Source organism: Pontibacter anaerobius, assembly GCF_026241195.1.
In the GTDB taxonomy this organism is placed as follows: domain Bacteria; phylum Bacteroidota; class Bacteroidia; order Cytophagales; family Hymenobacteraceae; genus Pontibacter; species Pontibacter anaerobius.
In genome coordinates, this window is the sequence record NZ_JAPFQO010000001.1 from 242,631 (window position 1) to 264,821 (window position 22,191).

Below are 22,191 nucleotides of genomic sequence, written 5' to 3' on the forward strand. Positions count from 1 at the left end.
GGAGGTAGGGCCGTTAAGTTCTAGAGAAAACGGGGTGAAAATTTACTGTCATTCTGTAAAGAAACTTGGTGGCAGGGAGATTAAGCCTATGCTAAAGACCACCAAGATCCTTACAGGATGACAAAAAAGAGAACTTAACTGCCCCGCCTCTTGGGAGGGGCAGGTTAATACTTGTTCCTATTTTATACATTCATACATTTAACTAAAAAGCACCTAAAACTATGAGAGTAGTAGCCGACATACCTAATCCGCACGTGAAGATCACGCTGCACTCCTACAACGGCAAGTATATCCTGAAGCTGGAGAAAGCAAACCTGGAGCAGATCTATAAAATTGAGGAAACTGAAGTTATGGGAGACGAAGGAGCCAAAGCCCTGCTGGATGAGGACTTCATCGAAGCCGTAGTGAACCGCTTTGTTGATATGCGGGATGCCTTTGTTAGTACAATCAGGCGGAATGGGTGAGAGGAAAGCTTAGTTTAGCTATTAGTCAGGCACATTAGGAAAACGCAAGAATCGGGTTGAAGCATCGTCTATAATATCTAACCTTTGAATAAAAAAGGAGATTATGGACGTGAATTTTAGAATATCAGCCATCGGCAACAATTTCAATCACCTATTTAATTGGGGAAAGAGCGATCTATCTTCCATAGGTGCGATTAAAATGATTGTAGATGCAAAGCCGGGCTATCCTTGCAGAGTAAGTCTTGAGGATGCAGAAATAGGAGAAGAGGTCATTTTATTACCCTTTAAACATCATGACACCGATTCTCCCTATCAAGCCAGCGGACCCATTTTCGTGAGAAAAAATGCTGTACATGCGAATTTAGAAATCAACGAAATCCCGAAAATGCTATTACATAGGCTTTTGTCATTAAGAGTATATGATAGCAATGGGATGATGATAGATGCCAGAACCACCGAAGGCAAAGAACTGAAAGAAGCAATTCAAGATATTTTCAATAACAGGTCGGCAGATTATATTCAAATCCATAATTCAAGTCCTGGATGTTATAATTGCCAGGTTAACCGAATGGAATAAAAACGCTACATAACATCGCTCAGCCCTCACCTGGCAAAACAGATACTTGCGCTAAGTAGCTTTATCCGTTACCACAAAACAAAAAAGCCCACCTTACGGCGGGCTTTTCTATTTTATATTTTCAGCTGAAATTAACCGATAGCTACACGCTTGAACTCAGTTACTGTCATGCCTTTGTTAGTGTTGTCCAACAGCTTGGCTACAGAAACAGAAGGGTCTTTTACGAAGTCCTGGTTCAACAGGGTGTTGTCTTTGTAGAACTTGTTCAGTTTACCCATCGCAATTTTCTCCAGCATAGCCTCTGGCTTGCCTTCGGCACGCGCCTGCTCTTTACCAACCTCGATCTCACGCTCAACAGTAGCAGAGTCAACGCCGTCTTTGTCAACCGCGATTGGCTTCATGGCAGCGATCTGCATCGCTACGTCTTTACCAACTTCTTCTACGTCAGCACCGCCAGTGTTAGTCAGGCCAACCAATACACCCAGCTTGCCATTAGAGTGGTTGTAGTTTACAACTTTCTCAGCGGTTACGTTCTCGTAAGAGATAACGTCGATCTTCTCACCGATTTTGCCCATCAGGTCAGTGATGTGTTCCTGCAGTGAGCGACCGTCAGCCTGAGGAGCAGCAAGCAGCTCTTCTTTAGTGGCAGCGTTTGTAGAAACAGCAGTATCCATGGCAGCTTTCGCCAGGTTCTGGAAGTCTTCTACTTTAGACACAGGCTCAGTTTCGCAAGCCAGGGCGATTACTTTACCGTTAGTGCCGTCTTCGCTTACCTGCGTTAGCACGATACCCTCAGAGGTAGCGTTGTCAGCACGCTTGCTGGCGATTTTCTGGCCCTGCTTGCGCAGAATATCTTTAGCTGCCTCAAAGTCGCCGTTAGCTTCAGTAAGCGCCTTCTTGCAGTCCATCATACCGGCTCCGGTTTCCTGACGGAGTTTGTTAACGTCTTGTGCTGTAATAGCCATCTTTTTATAATTAAGAATTACGAATTATAAATTTTGTACTCTGTTTGGCAGGGGAGGTCATTTTCTGAGACTTAAGTCTTTTGTCTCACTTCCCAAATCCCCTAAAACAAACTGAACATTGAAGCGGAATATGCCCAATGTTCAGTTTGATAGTGCAATATGAATCAAGGATTATTGCTCGTCAGCTTCCTGCTTCGCTTTAATTCCTTCTTCTTCAGAACGCTTGCGCTCAGTCTCTTCTTTGTCCACTTTACGCTCAGACAGGCCCTCTTCGATAGCCTTGCCTACGATCGATACGATCAGGGCTACAGACTTAGAAGCGTCGTCGTTTGCAGGGATTGGGAAGTCTACCAGCTCTGGGTTAGAGTTCGTATCGCAAACCGCGAATACTGGCAGGTTCAGTTTCTGAGCTTCTTTTACCGCGATGTGCTCACGCTTCACGTCTACAATGAACAGAGCAGCTGGCAGGCGAGACAGGTCGTTGATACCACCTAATACACGATCCAGTTTCTCACGCTCACGAGAAAGCATCAGCTTCTCACGCTTCGCCAGTGCCTTAGACTGCTCTGGGTCTTTCATCATTTTATCGATGGTAGACATTTTCTTCAGAGACTTACGCACAGTAGCGAAGTTTGTAAGCATACCACCTAACCAACGCTCGGTAACGTAAGGCATCTTCAGGCGACGAGCCTCTTCTGCCACGATTTCCTGCGCTTGCTTTTTAGTAGCTACGAATAAAATCTTACGACCAGACTTTGCGATGTTCTTGATAGCAGCCGTAGCCTCATCAAGTGCAACCAGCGTTTTGTTCAGGTCAATAATGTGGATACCGTTTTTCTCCATGAAAATGTATGGAGCCATTTTCGGATCCCACTTGCGGGTAAGGTGGCCAAAGTGAACACCTGCCTCAAGTAATTCTTTATAGTTAGTACTTGCCATGTTGTTGATACACCTTTAATATTAACGTTTGCTGAACTGGAATGAACGACGAGCTTTGCGCTTACCGAACTTCTTACGCTCCACCATACGTGGGTCACGTGTTGTGAAGCCCTCTTTCTTAAGAGCTGACTTGTTCTCGGCGTTTTCAACTACCAGTGCTTTGGAGATAGCAAGTCTAAGTGCTTCAGCCTGGCCGCTTACACCACCACCTCTAAGATTGGCTTTCACATCGTACTTGCCAATAGACTCTAAGGTTTGAAACGGCTGATTCACAATAGTTTGAAGTACTTCGCTAGGGAAGTAATCCTTGATATCTCTACCGTTAATAGTGATATTCCCTTGCCCGGCCGTCATGTAGATACGAGCCACCGAGGTTTTTCTTCTACCAGATGTATTGATAACTTCCATTAAATTAGATATTGAGGGTTAATTCTTTAGGCTGCTGAGCTGCAAATGGATGCTCGCTTCCTGCAAAAACATGAAGATTTCTAAACAGCTCGCGACCCAGGCTGTTTTTCGGCAACATGCCGCGAACAGCGCGCTCTACAAGCAGTGTAGATGATTTAGCCTTAAGCTCACGTGGGGAAGTTTTCTTCTGACCGCCTGGGTAACCCGTGTGCGTCAGGTAGTACTTCTGATCCCACTTACGGCCTGTGAAACGTGTGTCATCAGCATTGATGATGATCACGTTGTCGCCGCAGTCAGCGAAAGGAGTATACGAAGGCTTGTGCTTGCCTTTCAGGATCTTGGCAACCTCAGATGCCACACGACCCAAGCTTCCTTGCCCTGCATCAACAATCACCCAGCCTTTGTTGGCTGTCTTCTTGTTGACAGTAAGGGTCTTATAACTTAAATGATCCATTTTTAGTGGTTGTAAGCGATTTATTTATTTAATTATGAACTTTCGGTCTTTCGAAAATGGACACAAAGATATAAGTTAATTATTTGGTATGCAATAGATAATGAGAAATATGCTGTAAGACAGGTAAATAGTGGGGTAGGAAAGTGGAGTAATGAGTTTATGATTGTGTAGGGTTCACTACTTTACCTGCTATACTTAGTAGCTTCTGCAGATGCTTGGTTCATACTTTCCTCGGCTATACTTTATGCTTGCTCCTGCTATCCCCCCTTTTCTGGCGCAAGCCCTTCCCTGGCGCAAGTCTCCAGACTTGTGTCCTACAATGATGTTGAGTTTGTAACTCAACTGGCTCGGAGAGCCAAACTTTTAACTTTGGATATATTTTAGCCGCTGCTTCCTATAACTTGAGCTAAGCCACCCGCTGTTCCGGACATCCCTGTCCGGAACCTCTCTGCCGAGGATTTCCTAGTCCGCGCAATCCGTACTTTATACTTCCATAGCCGTTGCTTTCTGTAGCTTGAAACAAGCTATCCTTACTAGCCGCTGCTGATCCTCAGTCTTACGAACCTAAAGTTTCACCTCATGCTTTGGCTCCCTCCAGTCCGGGAGGGCTCGTCTTCCCGCATCGCGCTGGGACCTTTTCCTTTGCTCCTGCGCCGCAATGCCTTCGCTCGCGCTCGTCACCGGAAAAACTCCAAAGGCGCTCAACCCAAAGACTGGGATCAGTTTTCGGTAGCTGCTGCCTTTGCTATAGGACAAGCATGATTCCCCTCACGGGAGGGGTTAGGGGTGGGTTAATACTTTTGCTGATGCCAGCCACCCCCAACGATGAAACTTACCCTTCAACATCAGTCATTACAGGCGCCCCTCCTTTGACAAGGAGGGGCAGGGGTGGTTGGATGTGACAGCTGATGCAACTTATACTAAGTCCTCCTTGGGGGTAGGGGCCCTTGAGAAAGTAGGGGACAGGGGTGGAGTTGGGAACAAGGGGTGGTAAGAACCGGTGTTGCAGAAATGTACTTTAAATATTTATAGGCACCTTTCAGCACATTATAATGTACAGTTTAAAAAGCAACCGCCTGATAGCTAAACTACCAGGCGGCTTTACTTTATACTTATTGCTTGCTTCTTACAGGCGGTGGTGGGGGAGGTAGCTGAGGCAACGTGCCATACTTGGCTTCTGCGGCCGGTATTTGTTGGCTTCCGTTGTAGTCATACTCCTCTGTTTTGCCGTTCTTGAGGAAGACCACAAACGAGGTTAGGTTGTAGTCTTTTCTGTTGTTGAATTTAAAGCCTACTTTTTCTACTGAGGGGTTCCGCTTCAGAAAGTCTTTATAGTCAGCAGGCCAGTTAGACATGTCTTTGTAATACTCCACCTCATCCAGTATAAAGATATAAGGTTCGTCAAGGCTCTGTTCTGGCGCGGAAGGAGTAGGAAGTGCCTGCTCCGAAATCTTCTTGTTAAACTCTATCACCTCCGGCGCGTTTTGGTTCTTTTTGGTTGTGATAGCCACCACTCCTTTGGTCTTCTCTTCGCCTGATATTTTTTTTGCACTTTCTCCTTTGAGTACATTCACGCTATGAATCTCGTTAGGGTCCAGCTTTTTGATGGCGTCATCAGCAGTCTTAACGCCATCTATATAATATACAACCGTATCGGAAACAGTGGTTGTGGGGCCGGTTACTTCCTGATTAAAGTTGCCAGCTGGCGCTTTCGGGGCTTTGTTGTAAGCCGTGGCCAAAAGAGTAGGGGCGGCAATCAGGGGAATGAGCACGGCGTAGCGCACAACATGCCTCAGTGAGGTTTTGTCTTTATTCATCATAACAATTCTTGTTTTAAGTGATGGGAAATGGAACTGGTTAGCAATCTGCGGCTCTGAAGGGCCGGTGATCTTCAGGAGGAGGTACTGGTAGGCTTTTCTGTCGGCGCCGGCATCTACCACTTGTCGGTCGGCAATAAACTCAAGGTTCTCTTTCAGCGCTTTTTTCAGGAGCCACACGCCTGGGTTAAACCAACAGAAAACAGTGCTCAGCTCGGCCAACAGTACATCCAGCGTGTGCCAGCCCCGTACATGTGCCAGTTCATGCCGAAGTATGGCTTCCAATTCCTGCGGCTTGTGCTGCCGTGGGTTCAGGTAAATATTTTGCCAGAACGAGAAAGCCTCGGTTATACTTTGGGTTGCCCTGAACGGAGTGCCCTGGTGCCTGGCAGGGGCCGAGGACGTATGGATGTTGTAAAGCGCGGTAAACTGTAGCGTCAATCTACAAACCATAACCACGGTGCCCGCCCAAAACAGGTAAACAGGGAGCTGCCAGTAGTCAAAGGGGCTTGCCTGGGCTGGTGTGGCGGTTGAAACGGCCCATGTAGGAAGAGCGACCGCGTAGGACGTCACCCGTGCCAGCTCCTGGTGGCGGTTAAACAGCTCAGACAGGTTCAGGAGCGGGTACAGCGAAGAAAACAGCAGGCCGAACACCAGGAACAGGCGGTTTAAAGTATAAAACGTGAGCCGCCGCAGCACAAAGTGGTAAGCCAGGTAAAAAAGCACCAGGGCAGCGTTTGCTTTTAGCAGGTACAAGGTTATCTCAGGCATATCATTCTGATTTTTTGTTTTCAATCATGTTGATAATCTCTTTCAGCTCCTCGGCGCTTATCTGTTTTTCCTTAGCAAAAAAGGCCACCAGTTCTTTGTAGGAGTTTTTGAAGTAATCGCCCACAAAGCCTTTCATAAAGCGCTTCTTGTAGTCTTCCTGCTTTATCAGCGGATGGTAGCGGTAAGAGTTTCCCAGCTTCTCGCCCTGCACGTAGCCCTTCTTCTCCAGGTTCTTCACCGTAGAGGCGAGCGTAGTGTAGGGAGGCTTCGGCTCCGACAGAATCTCCAGAATATCTTTTATAAAACCTCCCTCCAAAGACCATATGGCCTGCATAGCCTCCTCTTCTTGTTGTGTTAGCTTCTCCATAACATTACGATGTTTTCGTATAATTACGAAACTTTCGTAATAAAGTAAACGGTTTTGAATATTATTTTTTAAATATTATCCTGTTGTATCTAAAAAGCGGGTTTAGGCGTGCCGGAGGCCATTGACTGTGCAGACAGAAACCTCTTGGGCTCAGCGGCGTCTAACCTATAACCACTTAAACATCTATACTTTAAATATGAAAGCCATACTTGTAAAACAGCCGGGCGGACCAGAGCAACTTATACTTGGCGAGTACGAGCAGCCCCTGCCAGCCCCAACCGAATTGCTGGTGAAAGTGCACGCCACCGCCCTCAACCGGGCCGATACGCTGCAGCGCCAAGGCAAGTACCCACCGCCCAAAGGTGCCAGCCCTATACTTGGGTTGGAGATTGCCGGGGAGGTGGTGGAGGCAGGCATTAACTGCACCCGCTACAAAAAAGGCGACAAAGTGTTTGGGCTGTTACCCGGTGGCGGCTACGCCGCGTATGCCGTGATTGAGGAAGCTATGGCTATGCCGGTGCCGGAGAATTTAAGCATGGAGGAGGCTGCCGCCATACCGGAGGTGTTTCTTACGGCGTGGCAGGCACTGGTGTGGCTGGGTAAACTGCAGGCCGGCGAGCGGGCACTGATCCATGCCGGGGCGAGCGGCGTGGGCACGGCGGCCATTCAGCTGGCGCGGGCGCTGAAGGCTGAGGTGCTGGTAACTGCCTCAGAGTGGAAACTGCACGCCTGCAAAGAGCTCGGAGCCAACAAAGCCATCAATTATAAGGAGGTGCCTTTTGAGGATGAGGTGCTGGCTTATACCAACAACGAAGGTGTGGACGTGATCGTGGATTTTATCGCCGGGCCATACTTTAACCAGAACCTCGAATGCCTGCGCACCGACGGGCGCCTGGTTATACTTGCCAGCCTGGGCGGAGGGAAGGTGGATGGGGTAGACCTGCGCAAAATACTGACCAAACGCCTGCAGGTTATAGGCTCCACGCTACGCTCCAGGTCTAAAGACTACCAGCTAAAGCTGACAGAGGACATGAGCCGCTTTGCGCTGCCGCTCTTTAAGGAAGGTAAGCTAAAGCCAGTGGTAGACTCTGTTTATTCTTGGGAGGAGGCGGCCGAGGCGCACCGCTACATGGAGCAGAACAAGAATATCGGAAAGATCGTGCTGCGGGTTAACTAAGCCTGCTATGGATAAAGGAATGCATGTAGCAGGTTTAGCGAAGCGTAAAGTATGTTTTCTGCTTGTTTATACTTTGCCGGATATTACTGAAGTATAAAGTATAGCGTCTGCCACAGTAGCCCTTGTATTTTCAAAGCAGTTTCAAACTTCTGCTATACATAGCCACCAGTTACGCTCCGCTAAACTTGTGGTAGGAAGTGTAAATGGAAAGGACAAAAGAAGCTGCATGGCCTCCTTTGTCCTTCACCCTAAATCCTTTGTGAATAAAACTAATGCGCCCTAAGCTGCTTTACCAGCACGGCAAAGTCCTTTGGGTAGGGGGCTTCAATTTTAACAGGCTCCCCATTCAGCAGCGTAAAACCGATGTTAAACGAGTGCAGCGCAAAACGCTTAATCAGCGGCAGTTCTTCTGTGTCCTTTTTCAAGTTGTAGCCGCGCTTCAGGTTGCTCAGGTATACATTCTCCCCGCCGTACAGCTCATCGCCTACAATTGGGGCTTTTAAGTAAGCCAGGTGCACACGTATCTGGTGCAGGCGTCCGGTTACAGGCATACACTCCACTAAAGTATGGCGGGCAAAGGTTTCCAGTGTGGTGAAGTATGTTTCGGCGGGTTTGCCTTTCGGGTTCAGGTGAGCCACACCTTTCGCGTTTGGCAGGATGGCCCTGTTTACCAGTTCATCTTCAAACTTATGCACGCCCCACGCCACGGCATGGTATACTTTATAAACCTGGCGGTGCTCAAACTGCATCGACAGGTGGCGGTAAGCCTCCGGGTTCTTGGCAAACACCAAACAGCCCGAGGTGTCTTTATCCAGACGGTGGCAGGCTTGCAGTTCGGGGTTGTGCTGCTTTGCTATTTTAAGCAGGTTGGTGGTGTTCGGGGTGCGGTCTTCCAGCGTGGCCAGAAATGGCGGCTTGTTCACCACCAGGTAATCCTCGTTCTCAAATATGATCAGGTCTTTAAAAACCGGGTACTTCATGCGTTTTATACTTTATGCTGACCCAGCCATACGTTGCGACCGGGCATCCTGCAAAGATACAGATAATAGTTGTTGGTTACGCGCTATTGGTTGTTAGTATGGATGTATGGGTTTGAGGCAAGTCCTAAATATCGCTCCGTAAGTATAGCCACGGGTACAGCAAGTATAAACTAAGGACCAAAAATTAATACCTGGCAACCACTAACTAAAAAGTTACTTCGCTTTCAGCAGCTTAAAGCGCAGGGTAGTGCCTTTCCCCACTTCGCTTTTAACGGCGATGAAAGATTTGTGCGCCTCTATGATGTGCTTGCAGATGGAGAGGCCCAGGCCGGTGCTGGTGGTGTCGCGGGCGCGGCTTTTATCTATGCGGTAAAATCGTTCGAAGATGCGATTGATGTGTTCCTGCGCTATACCTTTGCCATCATCTTTTACGGTGATAGTATACTTGCGCTTGCCCTCATCAAACATAACCCAGATATTGCCGCCTTTCCGGCCATACTTAATAGCATTATCTATCAGGTTGATGAACACCTGGCGGATGCGGTTTGGGTCTGCGAAAAGCATCACGGGCTCGTCGGCTTCCACGTGCACGGTAATCTGCAGTTCTGCAGCCTTCTGCTCCAGTTGTTCGGCCACCTCGCGCACCAGCTGCGCCACATCAAAATTACGCTTGGCCATCTTTACCACGCCCTTCTCAAACTGCGAGATACTGATCAGGTCCTGTACCAGGGCATCCAGGCCATCCAGGCTTTTGGCGGCTTTCTCCAGGAACCTTTCCCGCACGTTGGGGTCATCCATGGCGCCATCCAGCAAAGTATGAATAAAGCCCTGTGCGGCAAAGATGGGGGTCTTCAGCTCATGCGACACATCGGCCAGAAACTCGCGGCGCATTACCTGCAGGCGCTTCAGCTCGTCTATCTCCTGCTGCTTACCCTCCGCGATCATGTAAATCTCGTCCTTTATCTTTTTGAGCGGATCAGCCACGAAGGTAGAGCGACTTTCTGCTTTCTTAAAGTCCTGACGCTTCAGCTTTTCCAGGCTGGAGTAAACGTTCTTCACTTCCCGGAACACCAGCGCCTCGTAGGAGAGGTGTACCAGCACAAAGCAGCAGACAAACACAATAACCAGCGCTACTATAAACCCTTGTGAGGAGAAGTAGCTGGCTAAAGCAAGAAAGGCGGTAAGCACAATTGCTACCGCCAGAGAGGTTAAAAGGGCAAGCGTACGGGAGTTTATATTCATGAATTTTAATCCGTGTTAAACTTATAGCCCACTCCTTTAATGGTCTTAATGTTTTCTTCGCCTATCTTCTCGCGCACTTTGCGCACGTGCACATCCACAGTTCGGGCAATTACATACACATCATTTCCCCAGATGTTGCTCAGTAGTTCCTCGCGTGTAAACACCTTGTTCGGGGTGGCGGCCAGAAAAGCCAGCAGTTCAAACTCCTTTTTAGGCAGAGTTATCTTCTCGTCGCCTTTGTAAACGGCAAAGCTGGTTCGGTCTATCTTCAACTCCCCGGCTTCAATCACCTTGTCCTGCTCCTCGTGCTGGGCGTCGCGGCGGGCAAAGGCAGCCAGGCGGCTCAACAGGGCACGAGGTTTTATGGGTTTGGTGATAAAGTCGTCGGCCCCGGCCTCAAAGGCGGCTACCTCTGAGAACTCCTCTGCACGGGCAGTCAGGAAGATGATATGCGTGTGCCGGAACTCCTCTAGCTCGCGCAGTTGGCGGCAGGCTGCTATGCCATCCATCACCGGCATCATCACGTCCATCAGGATAACGTCCGGCTTTATTTGCTTCGCCATGTCGATGGCTTTTTTCCCGTTGTCTGCGGTGTCCACCTCATATCCTTCGCGGGCGAGGTTGTACTGTAGTAACTCTACGATATCCGGATCGTCATCTACAACAAGTATTTTGTACTGCGATGCTGTTTGCACGGTGTAAGGACTTAGATTTAGCAAAAGGATAAACTTCAGCGTTAACCAACGCGCTGTTTCAGACTAGCAAGCCTTTTTTTACTCTGTAAATATACCATACATTATAGCTATTCAGGATGGTATAATCAAATCATAATATTTTGTTAACATACTCTTAAATGCGCAAGACCGGCGGGTATATGAAAAGAGCCAGCTGTTAGGCTGGCTCTGGTGTTAGTTCTTTGCAAACATGAGTTTATTCTTCAGGTTCCTGTATTCGTAGAGGTTTACTTTTACGGACCCCACAAACATCTCCGCCTCTATGAGCACGGGTATCTTGTTCTTATCGTCCGAGAGATATACAACAATGGAGTTCTCGCCCTTAAACATCTCGTTTTTTGGCATGCGTGGCACCAGCTTAATGGCCCTGATATCGCCGGCCTTCGTGCTTACCACCTCACGGCCGCGGTACTCCACTTCCATGTTAAAGTTCTCTTCATCAAAGAAGCCCTGCACCGTTGTTTTATCGCCTACGCGCATGTTGTCGAAGTTCAGGGTGCGCAGGTAGTAAAAGCCGCTCACAATATCCTGAACGTTGTCAGTTACTCTGTAAGTCTTCTTCTCCACCTTCTTCGATTTCTTCTTTTTCTCTACATGCGCCTTGTTGGCATAGTGGTCAAAGTCCACGGTTTCGCGCTTGCGGTAGTTGCCCTCCTCTATGTTGCGGAAAGAGCGTTGCGGCAAAATGGCGGCCGTGTCGATATAAGATTGCCAGGTATCCCGGATTCTTATAAAAAGGTCGAAAGAGCTATTGGTTTTGCCGTAAACAGTGGCTTTGTAGCAGGCGCGGTTATTTATAGTGTGTATGTCAGGCGATACGTCGATCACGGCCTCTGCGGCTGTAATAGGGCCATAGTGCACTTTATACTTCAGCACCTCGCCAGTGCTAAAGCTGTCGTTGGGCAGCTGCCGCATTCTGTCTTTTGTGGCAAAGCCAAAAACTACAAGCGAAATAAGTATGAGTACAGGGAAAAACTTTTTCATCATTATGCCTTCCATTAGGTGTCAGTGTCAATTCCTGTTATCAATCAAGTTTTGTACCAACTGTTTCTCAAGGCTTAAGTTATAGAATCTCCTTTAGCTATTCAACTGATTTTTAACAAAAAAGGTGCTACCATGGTAGCACCTTTTTTTTACTTCAGATTCGGAAATAAAGTTCATTCGGCTGATGCAGCGGCATCGTCCAGGGCGGCGGCTACTTTCTCCGGCTCGCCTTTCACGATCGCTCTGATCTTGCCTTCTATCTCTTCCATCAGTTCCGGGTTGTCCAGCAGGATCTGCTTCACGCCGTCGCGGCCCTGGCCCAGCTTGTCGCCATTGTACGAGAACCACGAACCGGATTTGTTCACAATGCCCAGCTCTACGCCCAGGTCCAGCACCTCGCCAACTTTAGAGATACCTTCGCCATACATAATGTCGAACTCTACTACTTTAAACGGAGGTGCTACTTTGTTCTTCACTACCTTCACGCGGGTGCGGTTACCGGTAATGTTGTCGGCACTCTCCTTGATCTGGCCCACACGGCGGATATCGAGACGCACAGAGGCGTAGAACTTAAGGGCGTTACCACCAGTGGTTGTCTCCGGGTTGCCGAACATTACACCGATCTTCTCACGAAGCTGGTTGATGAAGATACAGGTACATCCGGTTTTGTTGATCGTACCGGTCAGTTTACGAAGCGCCTGCGACATCAAACGTGCCTGCAGACCCATCTTGCTGTCACCCATGTCGCCTTCCAGTTCGCCTTTCGGCACAAGGGCGGCCACAGAGTCAATTACGATAATATCGATGGCGCCAGAGCGGATCAGGTGGTCGGCGATCTCAAGTGCCTGCTCACCGTTATCCGGCTGGGATATCAGAAGGTTTTCTGTGTCAATACCTAATTTCTGGGCGTATACTCTGTCGAAGGCGTGCTCTGCATCAATAAATGCTGCCAGGCCGCCTTTTTTCTGCGCTTCTGCAATGCAGTGTAAAGTAAGCGTGGTTTTACCGGAAGATTCAGGACCGTAGATCTCTACGACGCGGCCACGTGGCAAACCGCCGATGCCCAACGCAATATCCAGACCCAGCGAACCAGTGGAGATGGCCGGAACGTCCTCAACCTTGTTGTCGCTCAACTTCATTACGGTGCCTTTGCCGTACGTTTTGTCGAGCTTATCCATGGTCAGCTGCAGGGCCTTCAGTTTTTCGTTGCTTACGCTCATGTGTGTTTTGTTAATTAGCTTTATATTGAAGGTGAAATTACGAATTCGGAGCCAATCTGCAAAATAGTTTGCAAGTATTTTGCTAATTTTTTTAGCTGTTTGGCGCCGTCTGATTATAACACAGCTGCACCTGTTTTTGTCCCATACTTAGCTCTTTTTTATGCGCTTCCTGAAAGTTTTTTTTCTGTTGATTTTGCTGATAGTAAGCCAATTTGCAAAGGCGCAGCTGAATAACCGCGCCCTGCTGCAGCAAGAGCCGGTGCAGGAGCTAAATGCTAATGATATTAGGATAGAGGTGCAGGCGCTGGGCTTTCTCAAGAACAACGAGTACTTCAACAAAATAGCCGACGGCTATACTTTATTCGGCTACCAACTTAACCCCAAACTTACTTATCAGCCCACCGGCAACGTGCGGGTGGAGTCCGGCCTGCTGCTCTGGAAAGATTTCGGGGCATCAGGCTACGAAGATATTACGCCCACCTTTACCATAAAGGTGCAGCGGGAGCGGTGGCAGCTGCTGTTCGGTACGCTGGAGGGTAACCTGAACCACGGCTACATAGAACCGATCTACGATTTCGAGCGGCTTATACTTAACCGGCTGGAGAACGGCGTGCAGTATAAACTGAACACGCACCGCCTGCGTCTGGATGCCTGGGCCGATTGGGTGAACATGCTCTACCGCGGTGAGGACGATCAGGAGCAGGTGAACGGCGGCGCGGCTATGGCCATACTTTTGCTCGCGCAGGAGGGCAAGGGAAACCTGGGTGACAGTTTATACTTAACGTTGCCGCTGCAGTTTACGGCGCAGCACAAGGGCGGGCAGATAGATGCCTCCGACCTGCCGCTAACCACCGTAGCCAACGCCGCCATCGGCCTGGAGCTGGAGAAGAAGTATAACCGACGGGTGTTGCACCGGCTCTACACCAAAAACTACCTGGTCGGCTTCAAGGATCTCTCCAATGAGCGGCAGCTGCCGTATGAGCAGGGGCACGGGTTATACTTTAATATAGGCGCCGATACCAAATACCAGGACGTGATGCTGAGCTACTGGCGCGGGGATGGGTATATCGCTGAGTTGGGAGGTAAACTGTACCAGTCAGCCTCCACCACGTTTAAGAACCCCGGTTACCTGGAGGAGGAGCGGGAGCTGCTTATACTTCGGCTGATGAAAGACATTGAGTTGGTAGATGACCTGAGCCTGACCCTTCGCCTCGAGCCGCTCTGGGACTTTAACAATCCTAAGCTAGAGTTCTCCAGCGGCTTCTACCTAAACTTTAACACCGATTTTTTCTTGGCTAAGGTGAAGAGGTAAGTATGGAAGGACAAAGTTAGATGCTTGTTTATACTTACTGGCGCAGAAGTCCGTTAGTGCCTCTATACTTTCATAGCCCTGCTTTCTTTAACATGAATCAAGCTATCCTTTCTAGCTGCTGCTGCCCCTCAGTCTTACATACCTATAGTTCCATAGTTTGCTTTGGCTCCCTCCAGCCCGGGAGGGCTCGTCTTCCCGCATCGCGCTGGGACCTTTTCCTGCCCTCGTGCCTCAGGCTGCCTCGCTCACGCTCAGCACCGGAAAAACTCCAAAGGCGCTCAACGGAAAGACTGGGAACAGTTCGATAGCCACCGCCTTTGATACGCAACTGGAACCAAGTCCCCCTTCGAAGGGGGCAGGGGGATGTAATCGTCTGCTGATATGGACAGCAGCTATGCAATTTTATACTTTGGCAACAGAAATTACAGAGTTCCCCTCCTCGGAGGGGTAGGGGTGGGTTTACGCCTGTCCGAGTAACGGCAGCAGCTATGAAGCTTATACTTTAGCAGTGGCAATTATAGCTTTCCCCTTCGGCAGAAAGGCTACCCGTAACTGCAAACCAAAGTCGTCCTACGCTAAAGCTGTGGAACTGGCCTTTTCCTGCTGCTGCTGCGCTTGCTCAAAATCCTGGCGGGTGATGCCGTAGTAGCTCAGGTCCAGCAGTTCGTCAGAGTCAGCGCCGCGGTAGTCGCAGCGCAGTACGCCCTCTTTCACAAACCCGGAGCTTTCGGCCAGTGAGCCGTAGCTTTCGTTGGCGTTGGTGCAGCGCAAGTATACTTTGTTCATCCCCAGCGGGCCAAATGCAAACCGGATCACCTCCTCCAGCGCCTCCTGTGCCAGCTGCCTGGTAGCGGGCCAGGCGGTAAAGTATAAACCAAGCTCAGCCTTGGGTATAGAGCGGTCCAGGTTCTTCAGGGCAATGTCGCCGATGTAGTGGTTATCTTCTTTCTGCCAAACGCCAAAATCGAAGATGCGGCGGTTCTCCCAATCGGTGCGAAGCTGCTGTACCTGCATGCGGGCGTCATCTAAAACACGTACGCGGGCCATGCGGCCAGAGAAGGCCGGGCTGAGGTGGCCCATGTTCTCCTGCAGCAGGCGCATAAAATCCCGTTCGTCTCCTTCCTGGTAAGGGCGCAGGTGCAGGTGGCGTGTCTCTAACTGTTCATCAAAGGCCTCAGAGGTTGTGTTGTATAAATAGCTCATGTAAATTAATATAAAAGTGTGGTGCCTTTGTTCTGTCATACGCTAACAAATGCAAAACGTGCAGTTACTTGGGAAAGTTTATCCTTCACTAACTGTAGCTGTACTTCTGCCGTTATAAAGTATAAATAAATGATCAGTAACTTAATCTAAATCAAATGGGAAACAGACTAAAAGGAAAAGTAGCCATCGTGACAGGTGGTGGTGCGGGCATAGGCGAGGCCATCAGTAAAAAGTTCGCCAAAGAAGGGGCTATGGTGGTGGTAGCAGGTTTTCCGGAGGACCCGGTGGAGGAAGTAGCCAAAGAGATAGAGGAGGAGGGAGGCACAGCCATACCTTTCACCGCAGACCTGTCCTTGCTGGCCAATGCTGAAAGTTGTGTGCAGCTGGCAGTGAAGCAGTACGGCAAACTCGATATCCTGATAAACAATGCCGGAACGTTTCCGGAAGTAAACCTGCTTTCAGATTTCTCGGAAGAGGCGTTTGATTACCTGCTCAAGAACAACATCCGGACGGCTTTTGCAATGAGTAAGGCGGCGCTGCCGGAGCTGCAGAAAACAAAGGGTAACATAGTATGCGCCGGCTCGGAGTCAGGGGCGCTGGGCATTGCGCAGAACGCACCGTATGGCGGCACAAAAGGCTTTATGCATGCTTTTGCCAAAGGCCTGGCAGCAGAACAGGCGCAGAAGGGCGTACGCTGCAACATAGTGGCCCCCGGACCCATAGACACCGGCTGGACGCACAAGGACACCGGGCCGATGGATAAGCAGATGGAGCAGATGGTGACGCAGGGTACGCTTATGGGCCGCAGGGGTACGCCAGAGGAGGTTGCCAATGTGTACCTGTTCCTGGCTTCGGATGAGGCTTCTTATGTAACCGGGGCTATCTTCCCGGTAGATGGCGGTACACTCATCGCCAAAGGCCCTGCCGGCGACCAGGCAGCCCAAAGTATGAAAGTGCAGCCCGATGGCCAGCTAAAGCTGAAACACTCCAAAGAGAGCCATACTTCTATCAGAAAGTAAAACAAGAAAACCTGTAAAGGCAGAAAGCCACTCCCATACTTTAGGAGTGGCTTTCTGCTTTTATACTTTATACTTGCTACGCGTTCAGGTACGGGTAGTTAAAGTGCTTCGGGCTGTGCAGGTTCTGCTGGATCATCATCACCTCCAGGGTATGGGCGGTCTCCTTAAAGAACTCCAGGCGGCGGTACAGCATCTCTTTCTGCAGCACGGTGCCGGTGGCGGTTCTCATATAGGCTTTCTTGTCCTCCAGTACGCGGTGCATCACCTCGTTCACCTGCGTTTCGTTCTGGGCATACCACTGCTGAAAGTCAAATAGGCGGGCCGCACCGGGTGTAGACGATTTAAAATCCAGGCCGTGCAGGCGCACCACGTCTGCCAGCAGGTCTACCTCCAGCGGAATAGACGTGTTGTAAGGCATCGAGCGTACTTCCAGTTTGCTGTTCAGCGCGCTTACGATGCGGGCCAGGTTATCTTTAAAGCGAAGGAATAAAGCTGCCGCTTCCATAAGTCTTTAAGGTAATGTTGATAAAAAAGTATGGGCGCAAAATTACACCAATCTGAGTGAATTGCAATTATTAGAATTTTGAATGGATGAATGAGCGATTGAAAGGACGTTTTCCATGTCATCCTGGAAGGATCTTGTTGGCGAGTCACGGCTGCTTCTATACACCGCAGCCAAGATCTTTATAAGATGACAGAAGCGGGAGAATATACCCATTTCCTTATTGAGGAATTAATCTACAGCAGCTCCCGAATCAGTTGTTCTTCGGTAACGCCCTCGGCCTCGGCTTTGAAGTTGCGCACGATGCGGTGGCGAAGTATAGGCAGGGCCACTTCCTGCACGTCCTCAATATCAGGGCTATACTTGCCGTTGAGGATGGCGTTGCACTTGGCACCCACTATCAGGTGCTGCGAGGCTCTCGGGCCTGCTCCCCACTCCAAAAACTGGTTGGCCTGCTTAGAAGCCATCGGCATGTTAGGGCGAGTCTGGTGCACCAACTTTACGGCATACTCCACCACGTTATCAGTTACCGGCACGCGGCGCACCAATTGCTGAAAGGCGAGTATATCGTCGGCATGTAGTATCCTGCGAAGTTGGTTCACGGCGGCGCCTGTGGTGTTCTTCACAATCTGCAACTCTGACTCGTAGCTCGGATAGCCCAGTGTGATGTTGAACATGAAGCGGTCTAGCTGCGCCTCTGGCAAAGGGTAGGTGCCTTCCTGCTCAATCGGGTTTTGGGTGGCCAGTACAAAGAATGGCTCCGGCAGGCTATACCTGTGGCCGGCCACGGTAACCGCGTGCTCCTGCATGGCCTCCAGTAAGGCGGCCTGCGTTTTGGGCGGTGTGCGGTTAATCTCGTCGGCAAGTACAATGTTGGCGAAGATAGGTCCCGTCACGAACCGGAAGTTGCGGTCCTTATCCAAGGTTTCGGCACCAACAATATCAGAGGGCATCAGGTCGGGCGTGAACTGCACCCGGTTAAAGCTCATGTCGAGCGTGGAGGCGATGGTTTGGATGAGGAGCGTTTTGGCGAGCCCCGGCACCCCCACCAGCAGGCAGTGCCCCTGACAAAAAACAGCTGTAAGTACCAGTCTTACTACTTCGTCCTGCCCCACGATCACTTTCGATATTTCTGAAGTGAGCTCCCGGTAGGAGTTGTGCAGGGCGTCGGCTGCTTCTTTGTCAGAGGTGAACTGCGTCATACTTGGTTTATTGCGTTAGTTGCTGGAGCCCACTGCAATCCTGGTACTCCGGGTCTACTTCTATGTATACCGTGCTGATGTTCTTCTTGAACCACTCATTTACGGCTTTGCTGCGTTTTTGTGCCAGCGCCGCGTTGGCTATTTTCTGGTAATCGTCAGTCAGGTTGGCCATGTGCGGCTTAGACTTCGATTTCAGGTAGATGATGCGTGTGGCCTCTTTCCCATCAGGCGTTGTAAAGGTTACCGGCTTGGAAATCTCACCCACCTCCATGGTGTCTATGACAAAGAAGATGGCTGGGTCCACCTGATCCATTGGGGTATAAGTGAAGCCCGTGGCGCGGCTCGTTATCATACCGCCGTTGTCTTTGGTGTTGGTATCGTCCGAGTACTCTTTTGCGGCCTGTGCAAAGGTAAGGCTGTCGCTCATGATCAGGTTGCGCACACTGTCCAGTTCGGCTGCGGATGCGGCAATGTCTACCGTAGCGGTGGCCGGCTTTATTAGAATGTGGCGCGTGTTGAACTCCTGTCCGCGGCGTTCGATCAGCTGGATCAGGTGGAAACCGAACTGCGACTCGACCACGTTCGAGATGCCTCCAGGCTCCAGGCGTAAGGCAGCTGCCTCATACTCTGGCACCAGCTCCTTTTTCTTGAAGAAACCGAGTACGCCACCGTCCTGGGCAGAGCCCGGGTCCTGGGAGTACTGCCTGGCCAGCGTGGCGAAATCCTCACCGGCAAGTATACGCTCGCGCAGCTTCTCCAGTTTCTGGCGCGCCTCCTGCTTTTGGTCGCGGCCAATTTCTGCGTAGTTCACAATCTGGCCAATTTCCACTTCGGTAGAGAAGTATGGGAGGCTATCTTTCGGGATGTTGTTGAAGTATTTTTTGATCTCCTTCGGGGTAACGGATACTTTGCTCGTGATCTCACGCTGCATTTTCTCCATTACCAGCTGCTGGCGCACTGTTTTACGCAGTTCGTCCTTCAACTGCTTCAGGCTTTTGTTGTAGTACTGCTCCAGACGCTCGGTGCCGCCCACCTGGCTGGCCAGGTAGTTAATGCGCTCGTTCAGCTCACTGGTCACCATGCCATCCTCAACCACTACGGAGTCAATTTCGGCGCGGGCAAGCAGCAGTTTGTCCTGTAGCAGGGACGTAAATATCTGGCACTTCAGGTCCTCGCTGGGTTTCTGCTTAGACTGGGCAAGGTACTGCAGGTAGCCAAACTCCAGGTCGGAGCGAAGGATTACCTGGTTATCTACCTTTGCGATAATACCATCCACCTGGTATTGCACAGGTGCCTGAGCATTAGCCGGGGCAGACGTTACGATGAGGCATAGTGCCGCAAAGGCCGACAGGGCAAGTTGATGAATCTTTTTCAAGGGATCTATCTTAATTTATACTTGTGCTGGAAATTAACGCACAAGTTACTTCTTTATTCTGAAATACCCGAAAAGCGGGGCAAATTCGGCAAGGTTTCGTGCTACTTGCGCACCAGCTTCTCTACCTCGTTTTCCTTCACCTCAACAGGGTACTTGTTGCGCAACTCCTGTACCCACTGCTCTTCCAGGAACGTCTGGTAGTCTGATATAACTGGCCCGCGCACCTCGTTCAGCTCCTTGTAGGCCGGCTCCAGCACATCTTTTATGATGATGAGGTACTCACGGCCATTCTGCTGTGCGGTATAGGTGCCTGCCTTCCACTCCACGGCATCCAGGGCTTTGTTCTCGCCGCGCTGGAATTTCTTCTCCGTAATCTGCACGGCCAGCGGGTTATCCTTGTTCAGGCTTTCGGCCAGGGCGCCCAACTCCGAAGTATAAAGCGCGAAAGAGGCGCGGCGGTTGCGGCGGCGACCTGTTTCGGTGTTGTCGGGGCCGGCTTGTTTGCTTTTGCCCAGGCTGTTAGTGCTTAGCTGCGCCGTTGGCACGCCTTGCTGCTGCAAGTATACTTTGACGGCTTCGGCACGGGCCTCGGCTACTTTGGTGTTTTCGCGGGCCTCGGTGTGGCCGTTAATTTCCAGCGTCAGGGTTTCATTCTGCTGCAGCATCTCTGCCAGCTCCTCAAGTTTGGCCTTATCGGCAGCGCTCAGTTCGGCTTTGTTCTGCTCAAACTGCGCATCGGTTAGCTTGGCAAACGATACCGGGTAGCGGCGCTTGTCCAGTTGCTTCTGGGCCTGCTGCAGCAGCTGCTTATCGGCTGCGCTAATCACGATGGCATCGGCGCGCTCGCCCCACTTATACTTCTCGCGGTTCTGGTTGAAGTAAGTGCGCAGGCCGGTAGTGTCCTCAATGGCTTTGCTCCATACTTTCTCATCCATCAACTGGAACAGCAGGATGCCGTCGTGGTACTCCTGTACCAGCATTCTGTAGTCAGTGTACTTGTTTTCGAGGTTGTTGCGCTCGTACTCCAGCAGGCTCTGCTCCGCATAGTTGTCATAGAGCAGATTCATGGCGTGTGCGGCGCTGCCAGTTGTGCGCGGACGTTGCTGCTCCTGCACATAAGTATAAAAGTCGCCCACAGTATATTTCTTGCCCTGGATAGAGAACAGCGTCTGCTTCAGCAGCTTGTCTTCCTCGTTGTAGGTCCAGTTGGCCTGTAGCAGCTCATCGGTGGCCTTGGCCAGCGCGGCAGCCTTTGCATCGGCGTTTTCCGTAAAGTTGTTCTCCTGGCGGATGCGCTTCAGGAAAGCGGTTTTGTTCAGTTCTGCCCGGGAGTCTTTGGCTATCTTGTTGCGCAGGTGCTGCTCCATTTCCTCGTAAGGTGGCAGGCTGCGCTTCTCTATCAGTTTAATTATGTGCCAGCCGTACGGCGTGTACACAGGCTTGGAGATCTCCCCAGGCTTCTGTAGCCCGAAGGTGGCCTCCTCAAAAGACGGGATCATGCGGCCTGTGCCGAACCATGGTAACTCACCGCCGTTGCTGGCGGTGTTGGCATCTTCTGAGAACTCAGCGGCCAGTTTTCCCCAGTTCTCGCCTTTCTGCAGGCGGCGGTAGATGGCCTCTGCACGCTGCTTGGCTGCCAGCGAGTCGGCGGCAGGGGCATCTGGTGTAGAGCGTACCATAATATGAGCTACTTTAGCCTCGCCACGCGCCTCACGCTTGTCATTTACCTTTATCAGATGGTAGCCGAAGCGGGTGCGCACCGGCATCGATACGTCTCCTACGGCTGTTTTATAGGCGGCGTCCTCAAACGGGTATACCATCTGCAGGGCCGTAAAGTAACCGAGCTCGCCTTTGTTGTCGGCGGCGGAGGGGTCTTGTGAGTTTTCCTGTGCCAGTTTACCGAAATTCTCGCCTTTCTGCACGCGCTGGCGTAGTTCCATCGCCCGGTTGTAGGCCGCCAATGTATCTTCTGGCGCTGCTTCCGGGGCCAACGTGATGAGTATGTGCGAGGCGTTCACCTCCTGCTTCATCCGCTCATAGGCCTCCTTCACCAGCTGGTCGGTCACGCTCTTCTCCGTGAGGTAGGGTTGGGCGAGTTGCTCCTTGTATCCCTCCAGTTCCCGCTTAAATGCCATGGTGGTATCCAGGCCGCGTTTCTCGGCCTCTATTACCTTCAGTTTAAAGTTGGTGTAGAGGTTCAGGTAGTCGCTAACGCTCTCGCGGGTGTAGGCATCTTCGTTGCCGCCGTTGTTCTTCTCGTACACATAGCGGAACTCGGAAGTTGAAATAGGCTGGGAGCCGAGCGTAGCGATTGAGGGTTCTTTACTGTCGTTCTTCTTGGAGGCGGTGCAGCCGGCAATGGCCAGGGCTGCTACCGCAACCAGTAGGTGGTTGCTGCGCATAGGTTGATTCAAAATCAAGATTATGTTTGTCGCTGATCAGGAAGATCAGGGTATGCAATTTTAGCTAATTTTTTTGA

21 protein-coding genes are annotated in these 22,191 nt (G+C 50.5%); 5 read left to right on the forward strand and 16 right to left on the reverse strand.

All coding sequences use genetic code 11. The annotated features are described in order from the left end of the window. The first annotated feature begins 221 nt into the window (after positions 1–221). Positions 222–464 carry a hypothetical protein gene (locus OO017_RS01200; protein ID WP_266050607.1) on the forward strand — a complete coding sequence of 81 codons (243 nt, stop codon included), beginning with the start codon at positions 222–224 and terminating at the stop codon, positions 462–464. A 103-nt stretch (positions 465–567) separates the two neighbouring features. Beyond that, positions 568–1,041, forward strand: a complete 474-nt coding sequence (locus tag OO017_RS01205; protein WP_266050608.1) for a DUF1203 domain-containing protein — start codon at positions 568–570, stop codon at positions 1,039–1,041. A gap of 131 nt (positions 1,042–1,172) precedes the next feature. Here OO017_RS01205 and tsf read toward each other — a convergent pair whose 3' ends face one another. From tsf to OO017_RS01235, 6 genes are all read right to left on the reverse strand, one after another. Beyond that, positions 1,173–2,006, reverse strand: a complete 834-nt coding sequence (gene tsf / locus OO017_RS01210; protein WP_266050609.1) for a translation elongation factor Ts — start codon at positions 2,004–2,006, stop codon at positions 1,173–1,175. A gap of 171 nt (positions 2,007–2,177) precedes the next feature. Next, positions 2,178–2,945 carry a 30S ribosomal protein S2 gene (gene rpsB, locus OO017_RS01215; protein ID WP_119432764.1) on the reverse strand — a complete coding sequence of 256 codons (768 nt, stop codon included), beginning with the start codon at positions 2,943–2,945 and terminating at the stop codon, positions 2,178–2,180. A gap of 21 nt (positions 2,946–2,966) precedes the next feature. After that, the gene (gene rpsI, locus OO017_RS01220; RefSeq protein ID WP_266050610.1) at positions 2,967–3,353 is read right to left on the reverse strand and encodes a 30S ribosomal protein S9; all 387 of its coding nucleotides are present in this window, start codon (positions 3,351–3,353) and stop codon (positions 2,967–2,969) included. A 4-nt stretch (positions 3,354–3,357) separates the two neighbouring features. Then, positions 3,358–3,807 (reverse strand): 50S ribosomal protein L13, encoded by a 450-nt coding sequence (gene rplM, locus OO017_RS01225; RefSeq protein ID WP_266050611.1) that lies wholly within the window; start codon positions 3,805–3,807, stop codon positions 3,358–3,360. A 1,112-nt stretch (positions 3,808–4,919) separates the two neighbouring features. Beyond that, positions 4,920–6,395: a M56 family metallopeptidase gene (locus OO017_RS01230; protein ID WP_266050612.1), complete on the reverse strand. Its 1,476-nt coding sequence runs from the start codon at positions 6,393–6,395 to the stop codon at positions 4,920–4,922. A 1-nt stretch (position 6,396) separates the two neighbouring features. Further along, positions 6,397–6,762: a BlaI/MecI/CopY family transcriptional regulator gene (locus OO017_RS01235; RefSeq protein ID WP_266050613.1), complete on the reverse strand. Its 366-nt coding sequence runs from the start codon at positions 6,760–6,762 to the stop codon at positions 6,397–6,399. Between the two features lie 196 nt (positions 6,763–6,958). Here OO017_RS01235 and OO017_RS01240 point away from each other — a divergent pair, with 196 nt between their 5' ends. Continuing rightward, the gene (locus OO017_RS01240) at positions 6,959–7,939 is read left to right on the forward strand and encodes an NAD(P)H-quinone oxidoreductase (protein WP_266050614.1); all 981 of its coding nucleotides are present in this window, start codon (positions 6,959–6,961) and stop codon (positions 7,937–7,939) included. A gap of 269 nt (positions 7,940–8,208) precedes the next feature. On the opposite strand, the gene OO017_RS01245 is transcribed toward OO017_RS01240, so the two are convergent. From OO017_RS01245 to recA, 5 genes are all read right to left on the reverse strand, one after another. Continuing rightward, the gene (locus OO017_RS01245) at positions 8,209–8,919 is read right to left on the reverse strand and encodes an RluA family pseudouridine synthase (RefSeq protein ID WP_266050615.1); all 711 of its coding nucleotides are present in this window, start codon (positions 8,917–8,919) and stop codon (positions 8,209–8,211) included. Between the two features lie 213 nt (positions 8,920–9,132). Continuing rightward, positions 9,133–10,161, reverse strand: coding sequence for a sensor histidine kinase (locus OO017_RS01250; RefSeq protein WP_266050616.1), 1,029 nt, complete (start codon positions 10,159–10,161; stop codon positions 9,133–9,135). Between the two features lie 5 nt (positions 10,162–10,166). Continuing rightward, entirely contained in the window at positions 10,167–10,856 is a 690-nt protein-coding gene (locus OO017_RS01255) for a response regulator transcription factor (protein ID WP_266050617.1), read from the reverse strand. Positions 10,857–11,069: 213 nt separating this feature from the next. Continuing rightward, positions 11,070–11,879 carry a DUF3108 domain-containing protein gene (locus tag OO017_RS01260; RefSeq protein ID WP_266050618.1) on the reverse strand — a complete coding sequence of 270 codons (810 nt, stop codon included), beginning with the start codon at positions 11,877–11,879 and terminating at the stop codon, positions 11,070–11,072. 173 nt (positions 11,880–12,052) lie between these two features. Next, a complete protein-coding gene (gene recA / locus OO017_RS01265) occupies positions 12,053–13,099 on the reverse strand; it encodes a recombinase RecA (protein ID WP_266050619.1) in 1,047 nt (348 codons plus the stop codon). Positions 13,100–13,259: 160 nt separating this feature from the next. Here recA and OO017_RS01270 point away from each other — a divergent pair, with 160 nt between their 5' ends. Continuing rightward, positions 13,260–14,411 (forward strand): lipid A deacylase, encoded by a 1,152-nt coding sequence (locus tag OO017_RS01270; protein WP_266050620.1) that lies wholly within the window; start codon positions 13,260–13,262, stop codon positions 14,409–14,411. Positions 14,412–14,981: 570 nt separating this feature from the next. On the opposite strand, the gene OO017_RS01275 is transcribed toward OO017_RS01270, so the two are convergent. Beyond that, positions 14,982–15,614, reverse strand: a complete 633-nt coding sequence (locus OO017_RS01275) for a GNAT family N-acetyltransferase (RefSeq protein ID WP_266050621.1) — start codon at positions 15,612–15,614, stop codon at positions 14,982–14,984. A 155-nt stretch (positions 15,615–15,769) separates the two neighbouring features. Between OO017_RS01275 and OO017_RS01280 the strand changes: the two genes are divergently transcribed. Beyond that, positions 15,770–16,633: an SDR family NAD(P)-dependent oxidoreductase gene (locus OO017_RS01280; RefSeq protein WP_266050622.1), complete on the forward strand. Its 864-nt coding sequence runs from the start codon at positions 15,770–15,772 to the stop codon at positions 16,631–16,633. Between the two features lie 76 nt (positions 16,634–16,709). Here the strand turns inward: OO017_RS01280 and OO017_RS01285 are convergent, their stop codons facing one another. From OO017_RS01285 to OO017_RS01300, 4 genes are all read right to left on the reverse strand, one after another. Continuing rightward, positions 16,710–17,138: a hypothetical protein gene (locus OO017_RS01285; RefSeq protein WP_266050623.1), complete on the reverse strand. Its 429-nt coding sequence runs from the start codon at positions 17,136–17,138 to the stop codon at positions 16,710–16,712. Positions 17,139–17,371: 233 nt separating this feature from the next. Next, positions 17,372–18,337, reverse strand: a complete 966-nt coding sequence (locus OO017_RS01290; protein WP_266050624.1) for an AAA family ATPase — start codon at positions 18,335–18,337, stop codon at positions 17,372–17,374. A 7-nt stretch (positions 18,338–18,344) separates the two neighbouring features. Next, the gene (locus OO017_RS01295) at positions 18,345–19,712 is read right to left on the reverse strand and encodes a peptidylprolyl isomerase (protein ID WP_266050625.1); all 1,368 of its coding nucleotides are present in this window, start codon (positions 19,710–19,712) and stop codon (positions 18,345–18,347) included. 101 nt (positions 19,713–19,813) lie between these two features. Next, complete coding sequence (locus OO017_RS01300) at positions 19,814–22,114, reverse strand: peptidylprolyl isomerase (protein ID WP_266050626.1); 2,301 nt, start codon at positions 22,112–22,114, stop codon at positions 19,814–19,816. Between the last annotated feature and the right edge of the window lie 77 nt (positions 22,115–22,191).